This window comes from Rhizobium sp. TAL182 (assembly GCF_002117725.1).
Lineage (GTDB): Bacteria > Pseudomonadota > Alphaproteobacteria > Rhizobiales > Rhizobiaceae > Rhizobium > Rhizobium esperanzae.
The window spans coordinates 568,805-585,641 of sequence record NZ_CP021024.1; the positions used below are offsets into that span (position 1 = coordinate 568,805).

21 protein-coding genes are annotated in these 16,837 nt (G+C 62.4%); 9 read left to right on the forward strand and 12 right to left on the reverse strand.

Features of this window, described 5'->3' with window-relative positions; translation table 11 throughout:
- Nucleotides 1-55: 55 nt before the first annotated feature.
- Nucleotides 56-877: an oxidoreductase gene (locus tag Tal182_RS02845; RefSeq protein ID WP_085858003.1), complete on the forward strand. Its 822-nt coding sequence runs from the start codon at nt 56-58 to the stop codon at nt 875-877.
- An 84-nt stretch (nt 878-961) separates the two neighbouring features.
- Here the strand turns inward: Tal182_RS02845 and Tal182_RS02850 are convergent, their stop codons facing one another.
- On the reverse strand, nt 962-1,243 hold the full coding sequence (locus Tal182_RS02850; protein ID WP_085860787.1) for a hypothetical protein: 282 nt from the start codon (nt 1,241-1,243) through the stop codon (nt 962-964).
- 360 nt (nt 1,244-1,603) lie between these two features.
- Here Tal182_RS02850 and Tal182_RS02855 point away from each other — a divergent pair, with 360 nt between their 5' ends.
- Nucleotides 1,604-1,984 (forward strand): VOC family protein, encoded by a 381-nt coding sequence (locus tag Tal182_RS02855; protein WP_085858004.1) that lies wholly within the window; start codon nt 1,604-1,606, stop codon nt 1,982-1,984.
- Between the two features lie 155 nt (nt 1,985-2,139).
- Here Tal182_RS02855 and Tal182_RS02860 read toward each other — a convergent pair whose 3' ends face one another.
- Entirely contained in the window at nt 2,140-4,149 is a 2,010-nt protein-coding gene (locus Tal182_RS02860) for a methyl-accepting chemotaxis protein (RefSeq protein WP_085858005.1), read from the reverse strand.
- A 490-nt stretch (nt 4,150-4,639) separates the two neighbouring features.
- On the opposite strand from Tal182_RS02860, the gene Tal182_RS02865 reads away from it, so the two are divergent.
- Entirely contained in the window at nt 4,640-5,515 is an 876-nt protein-coding gene (locus Tal182_RS02865) for a transporter substrate-binding domain-containing protein (RefSeq protein WP_085858006.1), read from the forward strand.
- A 61-nt stretch (nt 5,516-5,576) separates the two neighbouring features.
- Here the strand turns inward: Tal182_RS02865 and Tal182_RS02870 are convergent, their stop codons facing one another.
- From Tal182_RS02870 to Tal182_RS02890, 5 genes are all read right to left on the reverse strand, one after another.
- Nucleotides 5,577-5,990: a tellurite resistance TerB family protein gene (locus tag Tal182_RS02870; RefSeq protein WP_064800572.1), complete on the reverse strand. Its 414-nt coding sequence runs from the start codon at nt 5,988-5,990 to the stop codon at nt 5,577-5,579.
- Between the two features lie 88 nt (nt 5,991-6,078).
- Complete coding sequence (locus Tal182_RS02875; RefSeq protein ID WP_085858007.1) at nt 6,079-6,789, reverse strand: thermonuclease family protein; 711 nt, start codon at nt 6,787-6,789, stop codon at nt 6,079-6,081.
- 11 nt (nt 6,790-6,800) lie between these two features.
- The gene (locus Tal182_RS02880; protein ID WP_085858008.1) at nt 6,801-7,472 is read right to left on the reverse strand and encodes a helix-turn-helix transcriptional regulator; all 672 of its coding nucleotides are present in this window, start codon (nt 7,470-7,472) and stop codon (nt 6,801-6,803) included.
- A gap of 323 nt (nt 7,473-7,795) precedes the next feature.
- Complete coding sequence (locus Tal182_RS02885; RefSeq protein ID WP_064800575.1) at nt 7,796-8,443, reverse strand: response regulator transcription factor; 648 nt, start codon at nt 8,441-8,443, stop codon at nt 7,796-7,798.
- Between the two features lie 89 nt (nt 8,444-8,532).
- Nucleotides 8,533-8,931: a hypothetical protein gene (locus tag Tal182_RS02890; protein WP_085858009.1), complete on the reverse strand. Its 399-nt coding sequence runs from the start codon at nt 8,929-8,931 to the stop codon at nt 8,533-8,535.
- Nucleotides 8,932-9,050: 119 nt separating this feature from the next.
- On the opposite strand from Tal182_RS02890, the gene Tal182_RS02895 reads away from it, so the two are divergent.
- Both Tal182_RS02895 and Tal182_RS02900 read left to right on the forward strand, forming a co-directional pair.
- Nucleotides 9,051-9,404 carry a DUF952 domain-containing protein gene (locus tag Tal182_RS02895; RefSeq protein ID WP_064811625.1) on the forward strand — a complete coding sequence of 118 codons (354 nt, stop codon included), beginning with the start codon at nt 9,051-9,053 and terminating at the stop codon, nt 9,402-9,404.
- Nucleotides 9,401-10,489 carry a quinone-dependent dihydroorotate dehydrogenase gene (locus Tal182_RS02900; RefSeq protein ID WP_085858010.1) on the forward strand — a complete coding sequence of 363 codons (1,089 nt, stop codon included), beginning with the start codon at nt 9,401-9,403 and terminating at the stop codon, nt 10,487-10,489. The genes Tal182_RS02895 and Tal182_RS02900 overlap by 4 nt, the downstream gene beginning before the upstream one ends.
- On the opposite strand, the gene Tal182_RS02905 is transcribed toward Tal182_RS02900, so the two are convergent.
- The 3 genes from Tal182_RS02905 to Tal182_RS02915 are packed head-to-tail and all read right to left on the reverse strand — an operon-like array spanning nt 10,465 to nt 12,603.
- Nucleotides 10,465-11,808: an MATE family efflux transporter gene (locus Tal182_RS02905; protein WP_085858011.1), complete on the reverse strand. Its 1,344-nt coding sequence runs from the start codon at nt 11,806-11,808 to the stop codon at nt 10,465-10,467. The two genes, Tal182_RS02900 and Tal182_RS02905, sit on opposite strands and share 25 nt — an antisense overlap.
- Before the next feature lie 8 nt (nt 11,809-11,816).
- A complete protein-coding gene (locus Tal182_RS02910; RefSeq protein ID WP_085858012.1) occupies nt 11,817-12,335 on the reverse strand; it encodes a CAP domain-containing protein in 519 nt (172 codons plus the stop codon).
- Nucleotide 12,336: 1 nt separating this feature from the next.
- Nucleotides 12,337-12,603, reverse strand: a complete 267-nt coding sequence (locus tag Tal182_RS02915; RefSeq protein ID WP_064800579.1) for a DUF6460 domain-containing protein — start codon at nt 12,601-12,603, stop codon at nt 12,337-12,339.
- Between the two features lie 143 nt (nt 12,604-12,746).
- On the opposite strand from Tal182_RS02915, the gene Tal182_RS02920 reads away from it, so the two are divergent.
- From Tal182_RS02920 to Tal182_RS32080, 3 genes are all read left to right on the forward strand, one after another.
- The gene (locus tag Tal182_RS02920; protein WP_085860788.1) at nt 12,747-13,673 is read left to right on the forward strand and encodes a methyltransferase; all 927 of its coding nucleotides are present in this window, start codon (nt 12,747-12,749) and stop codon (nt 13,671-13,673) included.
- Nucleotides 13,674-13,883: 210 nt separating this feature from the next.
- Complete coding sequence (locus Tal182_RS02925; RefSeq protein WP_064809537.1) at nt 13,884-14,519, forward strand: YitT family protein; 636 nt, start codon at nt 13,884-13,886, stop codon at nt 14,517-14,519.
- 309 nt (nt 14,520-14,828) lie between these two features.
- Complete coding sequence (locus tag Tal182_RS32080) at nt 14,829-14,996, forward strand: hypothetical protein (RefSeq protein ID WP_164517741.1); 168 nt, start codon at nt 14,829-14,831, stop codon at nt 14,994-14,996.
- 49 nt (nt 14,997-15,045) lie between these two features.
- Here the strand turns inward: Tal182_RS32080 and Tal182_RS02930 are convergent, their stop codons facing one another.
- Nucleotides 15,046-15,507 (reverse strand): carboxymuconolactone decarboxylase family protein, encoded by a 462-nt coding sequence (locus tag Tal182_RS02930; RefSeq protein WP_085858013.1) that lies wholly within the window; start codon nt 15,505-15,507, stop codon nt 15,046-15,048.
- 21 nt (nt 15,508-15,528) lie between these two features.
- On the reverse strand, nt 15,529-16,029 hold the full coding sequence (locus tag Tal182_RS02935; protein WP_064809538.1) for an Rrf2 family transcriptional regulator: 501 nt from the start codon (nt 16,027-16,029) through the stop codon (nt 15,529-15,531).
- A gap of 128 nt (nt 16,030-16,157) precedes the next feature.
- On the opposite strand from Tal182_RS02935, the gene Tal182_RS02940 reads away from it, so the two are divergent.
- On the forward strand, nt 16,158-16,790 hold the full coding sequence (locus Tal182_RS02940; protein WP_085858014.1) for a YitT family protein: 633 nt from the start codon (nt 16,158-16,160) through the stop codon (nt 16,788-16,790).
- The last annotated feature ends 47 nt before the right edge of the window (nt 16,791-16,837 follow it).

The window sequence follows — 16,837 nt, forward strand, 5'->3', positions numbered from 1 at the left end:
CAGCCGCTTCTACTGAAGCCCATAATTGATGACCCGCGCCAATCAAGGAGCATGCATGTCTAAAGATAAGGTTGTAGTGATTACCGGAGCGTCCTCTGGAATAGGCGAAGCTTCGGCGCGCCTTCTTGCACAAAACGGGTTCCAGGTCTTTGGGGGTGCGCGCGACCCGAAGCGCGCTAATCCGATCGCCGGCGTGCGCTTCGGCACTGTCGACGTCACCGATGATGCCTCGGTCTCGAACTTCGTCGAATGGGTTTTGTCCGAGGCAGGCAAGATCGACATCCTGATCAACAACGCCGGCGTTTCATTGGTCGGGCCCGTCGAAAACACGTCGATTTCCGAAGCGCATACGGTGTTCGATACGAATGTGTTCGGCCCTTTGCGCATGATCCGCGCCGTCTTGCCCTCCATGCGAGCCGCGCGGAGCGGGCTGATCATCAATGTCAGCTCAGTCCTTGGCTTCCTGCCTGCGCCATTTATGGGAGTCTATGCGAGCAGTAAGCATGCGCTGGAAGGACTGTCCGAGTCTCTCGACCATGAGATCCGTGAGTTCAACGTGCGCGTGGTGCTCCTTGAACCTACCTTCACGAACACGAAACTCGATGTGAACGCAGCACAAACGGAGATTCCCCTGGGAGTCTACGCGACGCAGGCTGACGCGACCATCAAAGCTGTACAGGCCCAGATCAGGACCGCGCCGTCGCCGCGGGCAGTAGCAGATAAAATCTTAGCTGCGATCGATGGTCCGTATCGAATGCGTCAACCAGCCGGTGGTCAGGCGACGCTTTTAAGCCGGTTGCGCAGGTTTATGCCGGCAAGCGCTGTCGATCGCAGCCTGCGTAAGACATTCGGTTTCGGAAAGCGAAGCGCGTCCTGAGTTTCATTCTAAATTTTACAACGCCGTCGGTTTCAACAGCATCGAGCACTGGTGAGCCGACGACGTCATACCATCAAGCGAAGCCTAATCCCCGTAGAACCGGATCGGCTTGTATTGCCGATGCGCGATGATCAGGCTTCGGTCCGGCTGGATGATGTAGGTTTCCTCCACCTGCCGGCCATACTGGTCGGTGAAATCATGTGGGAAGCTGGAGCCGGGTGGTGATTTGGTGAGCTTGCTGCGCGGCTGGCCGTTATAGGTGATGCTGCCCGGGATCGGTTCGAGGCCCGGTCCGCCATAGTAGGAAATGCTGTTGCACCCGGCAAGAACCAAGGTGCCGATGAGGCCGAGGAGTGCGGGTTTCATGTCCATCCCTTCCGATGCGCCGAAGCGACGATCTTACTCCTGATTGCATCTTGCTTGCCAGATCAAACGCCATCTCCGCCTTCACGCCTTCGCGAAGCATCGCCGGGAGCGCCGTGATCGCTTCAGCCTTCCATTGCCGAAACCGGCGCAGTCTGCTAGATCGGCATCGTCGAAAAAGGCAGGATCGGTTGAGGTAAGCCCGATCCCTTCCGTCTGGGCGTCAAAGCGCTCTGACGAAGCTCTGCTCCGTGCCCCAGGGCACGAGAACCCGCGACGTGATCCGCATGCAGATGCGGGATCCCGGCGGCATGCGGAGACGGCAAACGGCAGTCCCGGGATTTGTTTGAACGGAGACTGTCAATGCGCCTGAACCATCTCGATTTTCACGTAGCCGATATTGCTGAGACGGCGGATTTCTTCATCCGTCATTTCGGCCTGAAGCTCAAAGATATGCGCGGCAACAACGGCCTGGCGATCCTCAATGACGACACTGGCCTCGAAATCGTCTTCAGCCACGCCATCCCCAAGTTCGGCACCGCCGACCAGGTGGAGATAGGCCGCCAGACCTATCATATCGGCTTCATTCTGCCGGAAAGGGGTGATGTCGATACTGTCCATGCCGGACTTGTTGCCGCTGGTGCCGTGCTCTCCGGTCCGCCGGCCGCCATGCGCGGCGGCTGGCTGTTCTATTGCACGGCGCCGGGGAATATCCTCGTCGAGGTGGGTTGGCGGCCGGGTTAGAGTGGGCCGGAGCCGGTAAACGCGGCTAAGAGGGACATGCCGCGACCTCTCGATTCCCTCTTCTCCCCTCGGGGAGAAGAGAATTTACGGCAACCTCTCTGTTCCTCGCCCCTCGCAGGGCGCGTCTTCTCGTGCCTTGTGCCGAGGTCTGTTGCTCAGAACTCCGTCCAGTCCGCCTCCTGGCTCTTTGAGGGCGTGCTGCCGCCGCCGAAGGCGTTGGCGAGCGTCTGGCCGAGGGCGCGGGCCGGTGAGGCGGTCGGGCGGGCCGTGCCTTCCCCGGCGACGCGGATCGCGGGGGACTTGGCCAGCGGGCGCGCGGCGGCACGGGGGGCTGCTGCCGGCGGCCGGGTGGAAGCGATCGGGGCGGCGGCGGCGAAGCTGCCGGTACCGGTCAGCCGGAACTGGCCGAGCAGATTGTTGAGTGCCGTCGCCTCCGTGGCGAGGCTATGGCTGGCGGCGGTCGACTGCTCGACCATCGCCGCATTCTGCTGCGTGCCCTGATCCATGGTGTTGACGGCGGTGTTGATCTCCTGCAGCCCGATCGACTGTTCGCGCGAGGCTTCGGCAATCGCGTGGACGTGCTGGTTGATTTCCTGCACTTCGGTGACGATCGCATCGAGCGCCTTGCCGGTCTCGCCGACCAGCGAGACGCCGGTTTGCACATGCGTGCCGGAATTGGTGATCAGGTCCTTGATTTCCTTTGCCGCCTTGGCTGAGCGCTGCGCCAGCTCGCGCACTTCCTGGGCGACGACCGCAAAGCCTTTGCCGGCTTCGCCGGCGCGTGCCGCCTCGACGCCGGCATTCAGCGCCAAAAGGTTGGTCTGGAAGGCGATGTCGTCGATGACGCCGATGATGTTGGAAATTTCGCCCGACGACTTTTCGATCTCCTGCATGGCGGAGACGGCCTTGCGGACGATGTCGCCGGATCTTTCGGCACCGAGGCGCGTGCGGGTGACGAGCTGGCTCGCCTCTTCGGCGCGCTTGGCGGCGTCGTGTACCGTCGTGGTGATCTCTTCCAGCGCTGCGGCGGTTTCTTCGACCGAGGCCGACTGCTGTTCGGTTCGCCGGGAAAGCTCGTCGGCGGAGGAACGAATCTCGTTGGCGCCGGCGCCGATCGCCCGGGCATTGGCCCCGACCGCCTGCATGGTTTCGTTGAGCTTCTCGACCGAGTGGTTGAAATCCTGGCGCAGCGCATCGAGATGGGCGACGAAGGGCTCGTCGATATGAGAGGCGAGATCGCCGGCAGCAAGGCGGCGCAGGCCGTCGCCAAGGGCTGCGACGGCGCGTTCGAGCTCGGCTGCCTCGCGGGCTTTCTGCGCCTCGCGTTCGCGGCGCTCGCCGTCGCTGACGCTGCGGTCGGCCTCGGCGCGCGCCTCGATCTGGCGACGCTCGATCGCGTTGTCGCGGAAGATCGAAACCGCCTTTGCCATCTGGCCGACTTCGTCGCGGCGATCGAGACCGCTGATATCCCTATCGGTGTCGCCCTCGGCAAGCCGCGTCATGCGCAGGCTGAGCTTCGTCATTGGGCCGGCAATGCCTTTCTGCGCCACGGTGACGGCGAAGCCGATCGCGGTGAGGACAGCGATGCCGATCAGGACGAGACAGAAGGTGATCCGGCCATTGACGGACGTCGAAAGCCCGTCGCCGCCGTCGTTGAGCAATGCCATCATCGCATCATTGTTGGCGATCATCTTCGGCGTCAGCGCATCGAGCTTGGCATTGATCAGCGCGACGTTCGCGAGCGCGCCGGCGCTGTCCTTGGTCTTGCTCTGTTCGATGATCTTGTTCGCCAGAGCTTCGATTTCATCGATGCCGGCCTGGATTTCGTCGATTGCCGCCTTGCGGCTCGGAACCAGTGCGAGCGCCTGTTTCATCCGGTCGCGGGCCTGCGGCAGCTTGCTCGGGGTGGCAAGCGCCGTCTGGAAGGCCGGCGTATCGGGTTTCATGTCGGCCAGCAGGGTGACCTGCAGCACCGAGGCTACCACCGATGCGCTGGCGCGCGCGCTCAGCATCGAAGCCTGCGCCTCATGATCGATAAAGGCGCTATAGGCGGCGTCCGCCTGGCGGAATTCGGAGACGACATAGACCAGCCCCGCCATCGCGATCAGCCCGAGCAGCGCCACGACCGATATGATTTTGGTGCGGATTTTCAGATGCTTCAACATGGGTCACCCGATCTGGCCGGCCGCGCCGGGCGTCCGGTGTTTGGAAATTGGATTTGACAGGAGCGCTGCCTGATTGTCGCGGCGCCGGAAAGGGAGTTGACGCATGCATCATGCAATCGGCTGGCGGGGTCCGTATCGTCGCGACAAATAGAGGTGATATTCTTTAATTCCGCGCTAACGCGCAGGCGCCGTCCTGGCCTTAATTTTGAGGGGAGCAGGAGGTTTGCGCCAACCCCCAAGAGAGCCTCATCCTTGTACGTTGCCGTTGCTGTATAGTGGGGTTGCGCGACGGGGATGCGTGTCATCCCTGGGTTTTGAACTCGTGCCTCAGGACAAGGGCGTGAGGGGATGCCGCGGCCAGTGAGAAGCTTTGGAGGATGCCGCAGCCGATGAGTTCGTCAGCCTCATCCGCTACTTCACTCCATGGATATTCCCCGCCGGGCATGACTCTGTTACATCTCGGCGATCCCAACCCCGAAAATGGATCACCATGATTGAATCCCGGCAGGCATCTCCGACTCTCAGGGTTTTTCTAGCGGTCGGCCTGTTTCTGGCAGCGCTGTTTTCGAGCTTTGCGGCATTCGCCCAGCAAGCTGCCCCCTCGCTGCCGTTGCTCTTCGATGCCCGCGAGCGTCTCGCCAGACCGGATCTCTCCTCGCTGGTCCGTCTGCGCTTTCTGACGTCGGTTGATTTCCCGCCGTTTAATTTCACCGATCAGAACGGCAAGCTTTCCGGTTTCAACGTCGATCTCGCCCGCGAAATCTGTAGCGAGCTGGAGATTTCGGACAAGTGCCAGATCCAGGCGATCCCTTTCGCCGATCTCAAGGATGCGCTCGCCGCCTCGCAGGGCGATGCCGTCATCGCCGGCCTTGCGGTGACCCCGGAGCTACGCCGGCAATTTCTCTTCTCCCGACCATATCTGATGCTGCCGGCGCGCTTCGTGCGCAATCTTGGCGCTCCGCTCGATGGAAAGACCGCCGCCGCGCTCTCGAACCATCCGCTCGGCGTCGTCAAAGGCACGGTGCACGAGGCGATGCTGGCAGCCTTTTTCCCGGCACTGAAAGCGCAGGCTTTCGACACGAAGGAGGCCCTGCTTGCAGCGCTCAAGGAGCGAAAGATCGATGCCGCCTTCGCCGATGCGCTGCAGCTTTCTTTCTGGGTTTCTTCGCCGGCCTCCGACAAATGCTGCGCGCTGTTCGACGGCCCCTACCTATCGGAACAGTTCCTCGGCGAGGGCATGACGATCATGCTGCGGCAGAACGACAGTGTGCTGACCTCGGCCATCGACCATGCGCTTGCGACGCTGTCGCGCAACGGCCGTCTTCAGGAAATCTATCTGCGCTACTTTCCCTACGGGCTCTATTGAAATGCATGTCGCCCCAAAAGTGTGCAGCGGTTTTGGAATAACGACATGCATAAACAAAACATCAGCCCTTGCGGAAGCGGGCGATCGCGCTGCGTTCGATCGCCGCGCAGGTGAGCTTGTCGAGGCTGAGCCGGTCGCGCAGCAGGCTGAGCAGCCGCAGCTCCTCCGCCTTGACCGAGAGATCGGCGGAGGCCACTTCGACCGCAAGCGCATAGGCCGTGTCGTAGAGTTTTGCCGGCAGGGTATCGCGTACGGTTTCGAGAACGACGTCGAGGCCCTCTGGCCCAGCCAGCAGCGCGGCGCAGTCGCGCGCGATCGGAATCAGTTTGTCGTCATCGAAATCCCTGAAAACCGGCAGGAAGCCGATCAGCTGACCGATCCTCTCCATCTCCTTGTCGTTCATGGTGCTGTCGACGGCCGACGCCATCACCATCACGTAGATCAGCGCATCATGGGCGGAAAGCGGCTTGTTCATCTCTGATTCCTTTTTGATCAGCCCAGATTAGGAATTGGCGGCGGCCTTTACAAGAGATCGGCAGCATCTCGCTCCGGCGGGCGGCCCGTCATTTGCGGCGCGGATCGCCGCCGTAAATGCCTTTCTGCGCCTGCTTCGCCTTCTCGGCGACGGCTGCAAGCAGCGAACCAGCCTCTGCTTCCGCCCAGCCGTTCTCGGCAAGCCATGCGCCGAGATCCTGCGTGCCGAGCCGGCAGGAGGCGATCGCCGTTCCCTGCCATTCAGCCGTGTCGAGATCGCAGGTGATGCTGCGGTTGCGCAAGAGCTGGCGCAGCGCCGTCTTCGCCAGCATGCCGCAGGGCCATTGCCGGCCTGCCGGCCCGCATATCCTGTCGGCCGGCGTGGGGACGATGCCGGCAAGCTGGAGCCTGCGCTCGCCGAAGGAAAGACTGCCGGCGTTCTCGACCAGCGGCCGCGACAGCTCCATCGCCTTTTTCTCGGCAGGACCTGCAGCTTGGCTGGATGCCGGCGCCGCTTGCGGGATAGTGGCGGGTTTGGGCGCCCTGCCACCAGGCGCCGCCGCTGGGGGCGGGACCGCCGGTTCCACCGAGCGGGCGATTATTTCGGCGCGTTCGTCGGATATCGTCGCCGCCGGTTCGGCGGTCTCGGAGGCAACATTCGGCGCAGCTGCCGCCGTCTCCTCTGCGGTTACGGTTTCTTCCCCTGCGGTGCCGCCGCGAAGTCTCGCTTCGCCTGCCATCAGAAGGCCGACCACCGCCGCCATCCCCGTGATACCTGTAAAGACGGCGGCAGGGCGCATGGAATATCTTCCTACTGGCTGGCCCAGATGATGCGGGCGATCCAATCGACATCGGCAAGATCGAGCGTGCGGTTGGGATGTTCGGGATTGAGCGACATCAGCTCGATCGACCGCGGGCTCCGGCGCAGCAGTACCTTGGCCATCACCTCGCCCGCGCATGTGCGCACGACGACGCGGTCATTGCGGCGCACCTGCGCCCCGGGCTCGACGATCAGCACATCGCCGTCGCGATAAAGCGGCATCATGCTCTCGCCCTGCACCTCCAGCGCATAGACGCCGGATCGTTGCGACGGGTTGGTCGGAAACTCCACCACGTCCCAGCCATGACCGGCCGGAAAGCCGCTATCGTCGAAGAAGCCGCCGGCGCCGGCCTGGGCGAAGCCGAGCAGAGGAATGGCGCTGCCTGGCCGGGGGCTGGTACGCTCGCCGAGCCGTTCTCCGGAAGAATCGTCAGCCGGCTGCATGAAGGCGAGAAACTGCTCCATGCTCGCCCCTGTCGCATCGAGCACCTTGGCGATCGATTCCGTCGACGGCCAGCGTAGCCGCCCATCGGCGGAGAGCCGTTTCGACTTGTTGAATGAGGTGGGGTCGAGTCCGGCGCGGCGCGCAAGACCGGATGGCGTCAGCTCGTGCCGTTCGGCAAGCCTGTCGATCGCCTCCCAGATCTGCTTGTGTGACAGCATACGCGCCCGATTCCGTGCAGCCTGTCTCAGGCCGCGCTTTAGAACAATTCCAGGAAAAGTGCGAAGCGGTTTTCCGTCCGGAATTGCGTAAATCCAAAAGGTTAGAGCGGCTCTGCGCTTCCATGAAAAGCTGAACCACTCCAGAGCGCCGTGCGTTCGTTCGCACGCACAAAGGGCGCTCTAACTCTTTAAATCTACACATCGGCCCGAAAATCATCGATTTTCGGGCCGATGCTGTAGCCGGACGGAATAGTAACCGACCGTGCGGCGCCCGTAAAGGTAAAGGAGGAATAAAATCCTGCTATCGGCAGTTTTGGCGGCCCTCAGGCCACCATCGCCATGTTGATCTTGCCGAGTTGGATGACCGCCTGCGTGCGGCTGTCGACATCGAGCTTCAGCAGGATCGCCGAGACATGCGCCTTGATCGTCGCTTCGGAGACGCCGAGTTCATAGGCGATCTGCTTGTTCAACAGGCCTTCGGCCAGCATGGTCAGCACCCGGCTCTGCTGCGGCGTCAGCGTGTGCAGACGATGGATCAGATCGGCGACGTCGGGATCCTGCTCCTGGCCGTCGCGATAGCTTTCCGGCGTGGCGATATCGCCGGCAAGCACCGTCTGGATGCTGCGACGGATGTCTTCGATGCCCGAGGATTTCGAGATGAAGCCGGAGGCGCCGAGTTCCAGCGCCCGGCGGATCGTCGTGGCGTCGTCGCTCGCCGAAACGATGATGATCGGCAGGCTGGCGAATTCGGCGCGCAACGCCATTAGGCCGGAAAAGCCGCTGACGCCGGGCATGGCGAGGTCGAGCAGCATCAGATCGGCGTCCGGATGGGCGCCGGCTGCGGTCCGCGCGGCCGCGAAATCGCCGGCTTCGATAATCGACTGGCGGCCTTCCATGCCGATGACCGCCTGGCGCAACGCATCGCGAAACAGCGGATGGTCATCCGCAATGATGATGGTCTGTTCCTGCATCGAAAACTCCCTCCCAAGAGTCCGATCACGCCGCATGCTGGCCGTCCCCTCGGCGTTGCATGCATGTTTTCTGAAATGACTATATCAGATCATGTCTTCTGCGGAAGAGAATTGGTTTTTTCCTCAGCCTGGAACTCCTTCACCATCCCCATGAAACTCTTCATCATCCGCTCCATGATGCTGATCGAGCGGTCGATCTCGGCGTCGCTTGGAAGCGCCCGCTGGATCAAGCCGGCCTGTTCCAGCTTGGTCACCCGCTCTGAAAGCCGGTCGAGCTCATCCTCATAGGCCGCCCGCTCATCGGCCGCCATACGGCAGACAAGGGCGCCGTCCTTGTCCTGGCAGATCGACATGGCGCCGGTCTGGCGGTCGAGCCGGACGAAATGGTCGCCGCTCTTCTCCAGCTGGAACCGGCCCGCATCGGCCTCGGCCGCCGCGGCCGCCAGCGGCAGGAGAACAGCGCCAAGTGCGAGAACCAAAATCTTCATCGTCTCATCCTCCGGATTTTGCCTGGCTGGCCGTGCTTTTTAAGTGCCGGGGCGTGGACATCGCCGCCTCTTTCCGGCAAAGCGCTCATGACCCAAGGACCAGCAATCGCGAGGCCATGATGACCGTGACACCGACCCTTTACAAGATCGTGACGGAGACCCTCTGGCAGCAAGCCAGACAAAGCGGTGTTTTTCATGGCGCCGGCATCGATCTCAAGGATGGCTTCATCCATTTCTCGACGGCCGACCAGGTGAAGCAGACCGCGGCTCTGCATTTTTCCGGCCAGCCCGGCCTGATGCTGGTCGCCGTCGACGGCAGCGGTTTCGGTGACAAGCTGATCTTCGAACCCTCTCGCGGCGGCGATCTCTTCCCGCATCTTTATGCCGATCTGCCGCTGGCCGCCGTGCTTTGGGAGGCGCCGCTGCCGCTCGATGACAACGGCGTTCATACATTCCCGGAGCTTACGCCATGATCGATCCCTTCAAGCGCGTCGCCCGCAGGGGTCTCTTCCTGTTCGATCCGGAAACGGCGCACGGCATGTCGATCGCCGCGCTGAAGTCGGGTCTCGTACCCGCCTGCCGGATCACTCCCGATCCGCGCCTTCGCCAGACCGTCGCCGGCCTCACCTTCGAAAACCCGCTCGGCATGGCGGCCGGTTACGACAAGAATGCCGAGGTGCCCGAAGCGCTGCTGAAGCTCGGCTTCGGTTTTACCGAGATCGGCACGGTGACGCCGAAGCCGCAATCCGGCAATCCGCGCCCGCGCATTTTCCGCCTGGTCGAGGATGAGGGCGTCATCAACCGCCTCGGTTTCAACAATGAAGGCCATGAGGCCGCCTTCGGGCGCCTCGTCGCGCTGAAGGGCAACGGCATCGTCGGCGTCAATATCGGCGCCAACAAGGACAGCGACGATCGCATCGCCGACTATGTCGCCGGCATCCGCCGCTTCCATTCCGTCGCGCGTTATTTCACCGCCAACATCTCTTCGCCGAACACGCCTGGCCTGCGCGACCTGCAGGCGCGCGAAAGCCTTGCAGCGCTGCTTTCGGCGGTGCTGGCGGCGCGTGACGAGATGGCGCAGAAATCCGGCCGGAAGATCCCGGTCTTTCTGAAGATCGCCCCTGACCTGACCGAGGAAGGCATGGATGATATCGCCGCGGAAGCGCTCTCACATGCGCTTGACGGGCTGATCGTCTCCAACACGACGCTGTCGCGCGACGGTCTCAAGGACCAGCGACAGGCGAAGGAGGCGGGCGGCCTTTCCGGCGTGCCGCTGTTTGAAAAATCGACGGCGGTGCTTGCCCGGATGCGCAAGCGCGTCGGCCCTGATCTGCCGATCATCGGCGTCGGCGGCGTCTCCTCGGCCGAAACCGCGCTGGAAAAGATCAGGGCCGGCGCCGATCTCGTCCAGCTCTATTCCTGCATGGTTTATGAAGGTCCTGGCCTGCCCGGCGATATCGTCCGCGGTCTTTCGGCGTTGATGGACCGCGAAAAGGCCGGCTCGATCCGCGCGCTGCGCGACAGCAGGCTGGATTACTGGGCGGCGCGGAAGGTCTGATCGGCCCGCGGCCTGACCAGCATGGCGAGGAAGAAGCCGCGGAACAGCAGGAAGGCGTTCATGCCAAGCCACAAACCGTGATTGCCGAAGAGCGGCACTAAGACGGCGAGCATGGCCAGGTAGCCGGCAAAGGACATCAGCATGCGGTTGCGCATGTCGACCGACCATGTCGCGCCGATGAAGACGCCGTCCATCAGGAAGGCGAGCGCCCCCGTCAATCCGGTAATGGCAGCCCAGGGCAGATAGGTCTCGGCCGCCTGCCGCACCTCCGGCGAAGCGGTCAGCACCGAGATCAGCCAAGGGCCGGCGAGGAAGAAGAAGGCGGAAACGAGCGCCGCCAATCCGAACGACCAGAAGGTCGTCAGCTTCAACCCGCGGTCGAAGGCCGGCCGATAGCCCGCGCCGATCGCCCGGCCTGTGATCTGCTCGGCGGCATTGGCAAGCCCGTCGAGATAGTAGCCGGACAGCAGGAAGAAATTCATCAGGACGGCATTGGCGGCCAGTGTCACCGCCCCGAAGCCGGTGCCGATCCGCGTCATGATCGTGAAGGCGCCGATCAGCACGAATGTGCGGATCAGAATATCTCGGTTGAGGGCGAAAAGCTCCGCCAGGCGATGCCGGGAGAAGATCTCGGCCCACACCGGCCGCTCCGCCTTGGCAAAGCCGCTGAGCACGATGAAGAGTCCGGCGATAGCCCCGACCGTTTCGCCGGCCATGGTTGCCCAGGCGACCCCGGCCACGCCCCAGCCGAGCGACAGGCCGAGATAGATGGAAAGCAGGATATTGATGCCGTTGATCAGTGCCTGCAGCAGCAGGCCGACGGTGCCCTGTCCGCGCCCGAGCACGAAGCCGAGAATGGCGTAATTCGCCAGCGCTGCAGGCGCTGCCAGCATGCGGATCGAGAAATAGGTGCCGGTCGCCCCGGCAATCGCCCCTTCCGCGCCCATCAGCCGCAATCCCGCCGCCTCGAGCAGCGGCGAAAGACAGAGCAGCGCCAGCCCGCAGCCAAGTGCTGATATCAGCGCTCGCCAGAAGACAGCCTGCTGCTCGTGCCGATCGCGCCGTCCATAGGCCTGCGCCGTCAGGCCCGTCGTCGAGGCGCGCAGAAAGTTGAAACTGCCGAGGATCAGATCGAAGAGCATCGCGCCGATCGCCAGCCCCGCCAGTGCTTCCGCATCGCCCATATGGCCAACGACGGCGGTGCTCGTCAGCCCGAGCAGCGGCGTTGTCATGAAGCCGAGCGTCATCGGAACGGCGATCGACAGCACCAGCCGGTGCGTCACGTCGAAAGCGAGGATGTTGTTGCTGCGCGTATCCATGACCTGCCTCATATCGAGGCGGAATCGCCTCGGCTGGAAAGCACCATGGCCCAATAGGGCAGGTTTCTGGAAGACGTATTATGGGCGACTGCGACGCCGAGGCCGTCATAACGACCGAGCATGTTTTCCAGGTGATGCGGCGAATTGATCCAGGCCGTCACCACGGCGTCGACGCTTTGCTGGCCGGAAGCAATGTTCTCGGCCGCCGGCAACCGGACGCCGCTCGCCTTGACGCGGGCGCCGAAACTGTCGGTCATGCCCATCAGATGCGCCATCTTGCCGGCGCTCGCCATGCGCTTGGCCTGGAAAAGGGCGGCCGTCTGCGCCGCCGGATCGACCTCAAGCGGCGGCAGGCCGTTCTTCGCCCGCAACTGGTTGACGAGCGGCAGCACGGTCGTCGTCTCGTCCTCGCCGTTCGAGGGCGTGCCGGCAATTTTCGGCGTCGTGGTGCAGCCGGCGATGCCGGCGGCGAGTGCAAGTCCGGAGAGGGTGAGCAGGCTGCGCCTGGAAAGATCGATTGATGTCATGTTACCGGCGATAGCTGAAAAGGCGAAGGATGACGAAAAGCGGGATGACGATCGTCGCCCCGAGGAGCAGATAGTCGCCGACACGCCCGAGCGCTGCAAAGCCCCGGTGCCAGAGTTCCAGGATGAAGTCGCGGAATCCATAGATGATGTTCCACGGCGTCAGGCCGAACACGGTCATGACGAATCCGACGATCAGCGACACCACGACGAGTTTAATCAATGTGCGGCCGAGCGAATCGCCGAGGAACCTGTTCACTTGATCGGACATGCGCCATCTCCTGTTTGCCCCATGGAATAAGGTCGCGGCGCAACGCCCGCAAGCCCTTTCCGGAATTGGCCGCTTCGCCTCTGAAATAGGACTTGAGTTTTTTTGTGGCCGCCGCCAAATGCCAGCGAAACGATAGGTCCGTCATGCAATCCCACCAGCTTTCCTCAGGCGATGTCATCGCCGACCGCCGCGCCGACTATGCCAGGATGCTCGAAGAAGGCGGCGAGGCGGAGGCAGCGGCCGAGTTGATGGAACAGGCGCTCGAACTCGCGCCTGCCTGGGCCGCCGGCTGGTATCGGCTCGCCGCCTATCTGGAAAAGGCGGGCAGGGGGGAAGCCGCCATCGAGGCCTATCGCCGGACGGTCATCCTCGATCCCGAGGACATATTCGGCGCCACCCTCAAGCTTGCCCTTCTCGGCCACGCTGCGATCCCCGACCGGCCGCCGAGCCGCTATGTCGAGCGCCTGTTCGACGACTATGCCGATCGATTCGACACCGCCCTCGTCGACCGGCTCGATTACAGCGTTCCGCAAAAGCTTGCGGCCCTCGTCGCTTCCACCGACAGGCGTTACGAATACGCCGTCGATCTCGGCTGCGGCACCGGCCTGCTCGGTCCGGAGATCCGCGCTCTCGCCTGCCGCCTCGAAGGCTTCGACCTGTCGCAGAACATGCTGGCCAAGGCTGCGGAGAAACGGGTCTACGATTACCTCGCCCAGGCCGATCTGTCGCTGGCGCCCGATCGCTCCGGCCTGTTCGATGATGCCGGGCGCCGCCGCGCCGACCTCGTGACCGCAGCCGACGTGCTGATGTATCTCGGCAACCTCGAGAGCGTCTTTGCAATCGTCGATGAACTCGCCGCTGCCGGTGCGGATTTTGCCTTTTCCGTCGAGGATGCCGGAGACGGCTTCCATCTCGCCCCGTCGCTGCGTTATGCCCATTCGGAAGCCTATGTGAGGCAGCTGCTTTCCCGCCACGGCTTCGAAATCCTCAGGATCGTCAAGGCGGTCATTCGCAAAGATGGCGGAAAACCGGTTTCCGGCATTCTGTTCCTTACGCGCAAGGCTGCATGAGCGAACATTTCTTGCGATTTTTTAATAGGTCAGCATTGCTTACCTATTTTGCTTGATCGCAATGGCAAAAGGCTGATATTGCATTGATATCCGCCAACAGCGCGGCGATACAGGCCGGACCCGCCGGCTCATTTCACATGAGAAAAGCGTCACCGCCGTCAGGAGTTCCTCCGAGGCGTTCGCGAACTCGTCTGCCGTGGAGACTGAGATATGACACAGCGCATCAATGCCCTTGGCGTCTGGAATACCAGCGCGACGCGCCATACGCCGATCGAAGATGTGCAGGGTATCTTCTCCGGCAGCCTGATTGCCGCGCTCGGCCTCTATGTGCTCGCCAGTGCCGGCTTTCTCACCGGCAGCACCGCCGGTGTCGCCTTCCTGCTGCACTATGCCTTCGGCGTCAATTTCGGCCTCGCCTTCTTCCTGCTCAACCTGCCGTTCTTCTATCTCTCCTGGAAGCGCCTCGGCATGGTCTTCACCCTCAAGACCTTTATCGCCATCGGCCTGACCTCGGTGCTATCAGACGTGCAGTCACGCTTCTTTTCGATTTCGATTATCCACCCGGCCTGGGCCGCACTCCTCGGCGGTCTGCTGCTCGGCTTCGGCCTGCTGGCGCTCTATCGCCACCGCGCCAGCCTCGGCGGCGTCGGCATTCTCGGCATCTATCTGCAGGAGCGCTTCGGCATCCGCGCCGGCCTCGTCCAGCTCGCCATCGACCTATGCGTCCTCGCCGCCGCCTTCTTCGTCACCACGCCGCCCATCGTCTTCTATTCGGTCCTTGGCGCCATCGTCCTCAACCTCTTCGTCGCCATCAATCACCGCGCTGATCGTTATATTGCGCTGTAAGGGGCGCTGCCTCATCCTCAAGAAAAGTCCCCTCCCCAACCCCTCCCCACAAGGGGGAGGGGCTTATATGCCGCTCTCGTTGCTTTCTATTTCACTCTTGCATCCGCAGAAGGCTGACGTTTGTCTCAGTTGGTGCAACACGTTAGCCCTCCCCCTTGTGGGGAGGGGTTGGGGAGGGGTCTTTTTCTTGGCACGCCACGACCAAACTCAAACCTTACAAATCGGTAACCCATTCTAAATAAATCGTAACTTGCCTCAGATCAGCCCCGGCGCGACACTCCTGTCGCGCCGGATTTGATGAGGTGAATCATGTCAGATTTGGAAAAACTCGTAAGACGCCGCATGCAGGAAGAATACGCCAAGGGCGCTTCCGCAGAGGAAATTACCAAGGTCGTCCGCGACATATTCAACAGCATCGACCTCTCGGACAATGGGTCTGAAGCCGTTGCCGCCCGGCCCGCTGCGGATCACGATTGACCTGATATCGACCGACCCGAGATCTTCGGGTCGGTTTCGTCAATATCGATTACGCGGCTTTCGTCACCTGATCGACGGGATGCTGAGAGCGGAAGCCGACCGCAAGCCGGTTCCAGATATTGATCGCACCAATCGCCACCGTGATCTCGGTCATCTCCTTCCCGGAGAAATGCGCCTTCAGCGCCTCGTAATCTGCGTCCGGCGCGCCTGTCTTGGCGATAGTAGTCACCGCGTCGACCCAGCCGAGCAGGGCCCTTTCGCGCGCATCATAGACCGGCGATTCCCGCCAGACGCACATCAGGTTGATCCATTGTTCGCTGAGTCCGTCATGGCGGGCTTCCTTCACATGCATATCGACGCAGTAGGCGCAACCGTTGATCTGAGAGGCGCGCAGCTTGATCAAATGGATGAAGCGGCGCTCCAGCCCGGAAGACTGGACATATTGTTCGAGCGCGACGACGGCTTTGTAGGCATCCGGAGCGGCTTTGGCGAAATTGAAACGCGGTTGCATGTCTTTCTCCTGTGTTGTGGCTCAACGAGCCGTTTTGCGTTCATGGATTTCAAGGAAGGCGCAGCCTCGGGCTGCGATCGATCCGTCGTCGAGGGCGGCGAGTTCGATGCCAAGATCGGCAATGCTGGTCTTGGCGAGTTCGGCCCGGTAGACCCGCTCGGCCCGCAGCATCGCCGCGCTGATGTTGCAGGGCGTAGCGAAGAAGCGGTCGGAGACCGGGTTCGGTCCGCGCTGGCGGATTTCCGCGCAGCGAAAGGCCGGCGCCGGCCCTTCGACGGCGAGCAGAATATCGAGCAGCGAAATCTCCGCCGGCGCCTTCGCCAGCCGATAGCCGCCCTTCGGCCCGGGCACGGTATCGAGGATGCCGGCGCCCGACAGCGCCTGCAGATGTTTGAGCAGGTAGCTCGTCGAAACGCCGTGGAATTCCGCCAGCGCGGCGGCCGACAGCACGCCGCCTTCGGAGAGGCCGGAGAGCATGGCGACGCTGTGAATGGCCTGCTCGACTCCATCGCTCATTTTCATCGACGCCGTCTCCTCAATTCATGGATAAAATATATCCACGATTATGCGTGCTGTCAACGGCGTCTCGCTGGGCACTTGTCTTTATCCCTGCGCCGGATAGAAAACGGCAAAGCCGACAGGGGAACATCATGACATCCAACGCCTTCGCAGGCCTTCTGAATTCCAGCGCCGATCGCCATTCGCTGTTCGACGATGCGCAGGGCATCGTCGCCGGCAGCATGCTCGCCGTGCTCGGCGTCACGCTGCTTTCCGGCGCGGGGCTGCTGGCCGGCGGCACCGCGGGGCTTGCGTTCCTCGTTCATTACGCCACGGGGATAAGTTTCGGTCTCTGCTTCTTTGCGGTAAACCTGCCCTTCTATTATATCGCCTTCCGCCGTCTGGGGCCTGCCTTCACTATCAAGACCTTCGTCGCGATCGGGCTGACCTCGGTCCTGTCCGAATTCGTGCCCGGCTTCATCGGCTTGACGCATGTCCATCCGGTTGCCGGAGCGCTCTTCGGCGGCCTCGTCATTGCGGCCGGCATGCTGGCGCTCTTCCGCCACCGGGCCAGCCTCGGCGGCATCGGCATCCTCGCCCTCTATATTCAGGATCGCTTCGGCTGGCGCGCCGGCCTCGTCCAGCTCGGCTTCGACGGCATCGTGCTGGCGCTTTCCTTCTTCGTCGCCAGCCCCTTCATCATCGCCTGTTCGGTGCTCGGCGCCGTCGTGCTCAACCTGACGCTCGCCATCAATCACCGCAAGGACCGCTATATCGCGATGTGAGCGCGCGGACGCTCTTCTTTTTCCCTATTATTTCACTACCTTCAGGG

What these genes read in the sequence shown, in the direction of transcription:
- Tal182_RS02845 (WP_085858003.1), top strand. Translation starts at nt 56, where the DNA reads ATGTCTAAAGATAAGGTTGTAGTGATTACCGGAGCGTCCTCTGGAATA.
- Tal182_RS02850 (WP_085860787.1), bottom strand. Translation starts at nt 1,243, where the DNA reads ATGAAACCCGCACTCCTCGGCCTCATCGGCACCTTGGTTCTTGCCGGG.
- Tal182_RS02855 (WP_085858004.1), top strand. Translation starts at nt 1,604, where the DNA reads ATGCGCCTGAACCATCTCGATTTTCACGTAGCCGATATTGCTGAGACG.
- Tal182_RS02860 (WP_085858005.1), bottom strand. Translation starts at nt 4,149, where the DNA reads ATGTTGAAGCATCTGAAAATCCGCACCAAAATCATATCGGTCGTGGCG.
- Tal182_RS02865 (WP_085858006.1), top strand. Translation starts at nt 4,640, where the DNA reads ATGATTGAATCCCGGCAGGCATCTCCGACTCTCAGGGTTTTTCTAGCG.
- Tal182_RS02870 (WP_064800572.1), bottom strand. Translation starts at nt 5,990, where the DNA reads ATGAACAAGCCGCTTTCCGCCCATGATGCGCTGATCTACGTGATGGTG.
- Tal182_RS02875 (WP_085858007.1), bottom strand. Translation starts at nt 6,789, where the DNA reads ATGCGCCCTGCCGCCGTCTTTACAGGTATCACGGGGATGGCGGCGGTG.
- Tal182_RS02880 (WP_085858008.1), bottom strand. Translation starts at nt 7,472, where the DNA reads ATGCTGTCACACAAGCAGATCTGGGAGGCGATCGACAGGCTTGCCGAA.
- Tal182_RS02885 (WP_064800575.1), bottom strand. Translation starts at nt 8,443, where the DNA reads ATGCAGGAACAGACCATCATCATTGCGGATGACCATCCGCTGTTTCGC.
- Tal182_RS02890 (WP_085858009.1), bottom strand. Translation starts at nt 8,931, where the DNA reads ATGAAGATTTTGGTTCTCGCACTTGGCGCTGTTCTCCTGCCGCTGGCG.
- Tal182_RS02895 (WP_064811625.1), top strand. Translation starts at nt 9,051, where the DNA reads ATGACCGTGACACCGACCCTTTACAAGATCGTGACGGAGACCCTCTGG.
- Tal182_RS02900 (WP_085858010.1), top strand. Translation starts at nt 9,401, where the DNA reads ATGATCGATCCCTTCAAGCGCGTCGCCCGCAGGGGTCTCTTCCTGTTC.
- Tal182_RS02905 (WP_085858011.1), bottom strand. Translation starts at nt 11,808, where the DNA reads ATGGATACGCGCAGCAACAACATCCTCGCTTTCGACGTGACGCACCGG.
- Tal182_RS02910 (WP_085858012.1), bottom strand. Translation starts at nt 12,335, where the DNA reads ATGACATCAATCGATCTTTCCAGGCGCAGCCTGCTCACCCTCTCCGGA.
- Tal182_RS02915 (WP_064800579.1), bottom strand. Translation starts at nt 12,603, where the DNA reads ATGTCCGATCAAGTGAACAGGTTCCTCGGCGATTCGCTCGGCCGCACA.
- Tal182_RS02920 (WP_085860788.1), top strand. Translation starts at nt 12,747, where the DNA reads ATGCAATCCCACCAGCTTTCCTCAGGCGATGTCATCGCCGACCGCCGC.
- Tal182_RS02925 (WP_064809537.1), top strand. Translation starts at nt 13,884, where the DNA reads ATGACACAGCGCATCAATGCCCTTGGCGTCTGGAATACCAGCGCGACG.
- Tal182_RS32080 (WP_164517741.1), top strand. Translation starts at nt 14,829, where the DNA reads ATGTCAGATTTGGAAAAACTCGTAAGACGCCGCATGCAGGAAGAATAC.
- Tal182_RS02930 (WP_085858013.1), bottom strand. Translation starts at nt 15,507, where the DNA reads ATGCAACCGCGTTTCAATTTCGCCAAAGCCGCTCCGGATGCCTACAAA.
- Tal182_RS02935 (WP_064809538.1), bottom strand. Translation starts at nt 16,029, where the DNA reads ATGAAAATGAGCGATGGAGTCGAGCAGGCCATTCACAGCGTCGCCATG.
- Tal182_RS02940 (WP_085858014.1), top strand. Translation starts at nt 16,158, where the DNA reads ATGACATCCAACGCCTTCGCAGGCCTTCTGAATTCCAGCGCCGATCGC.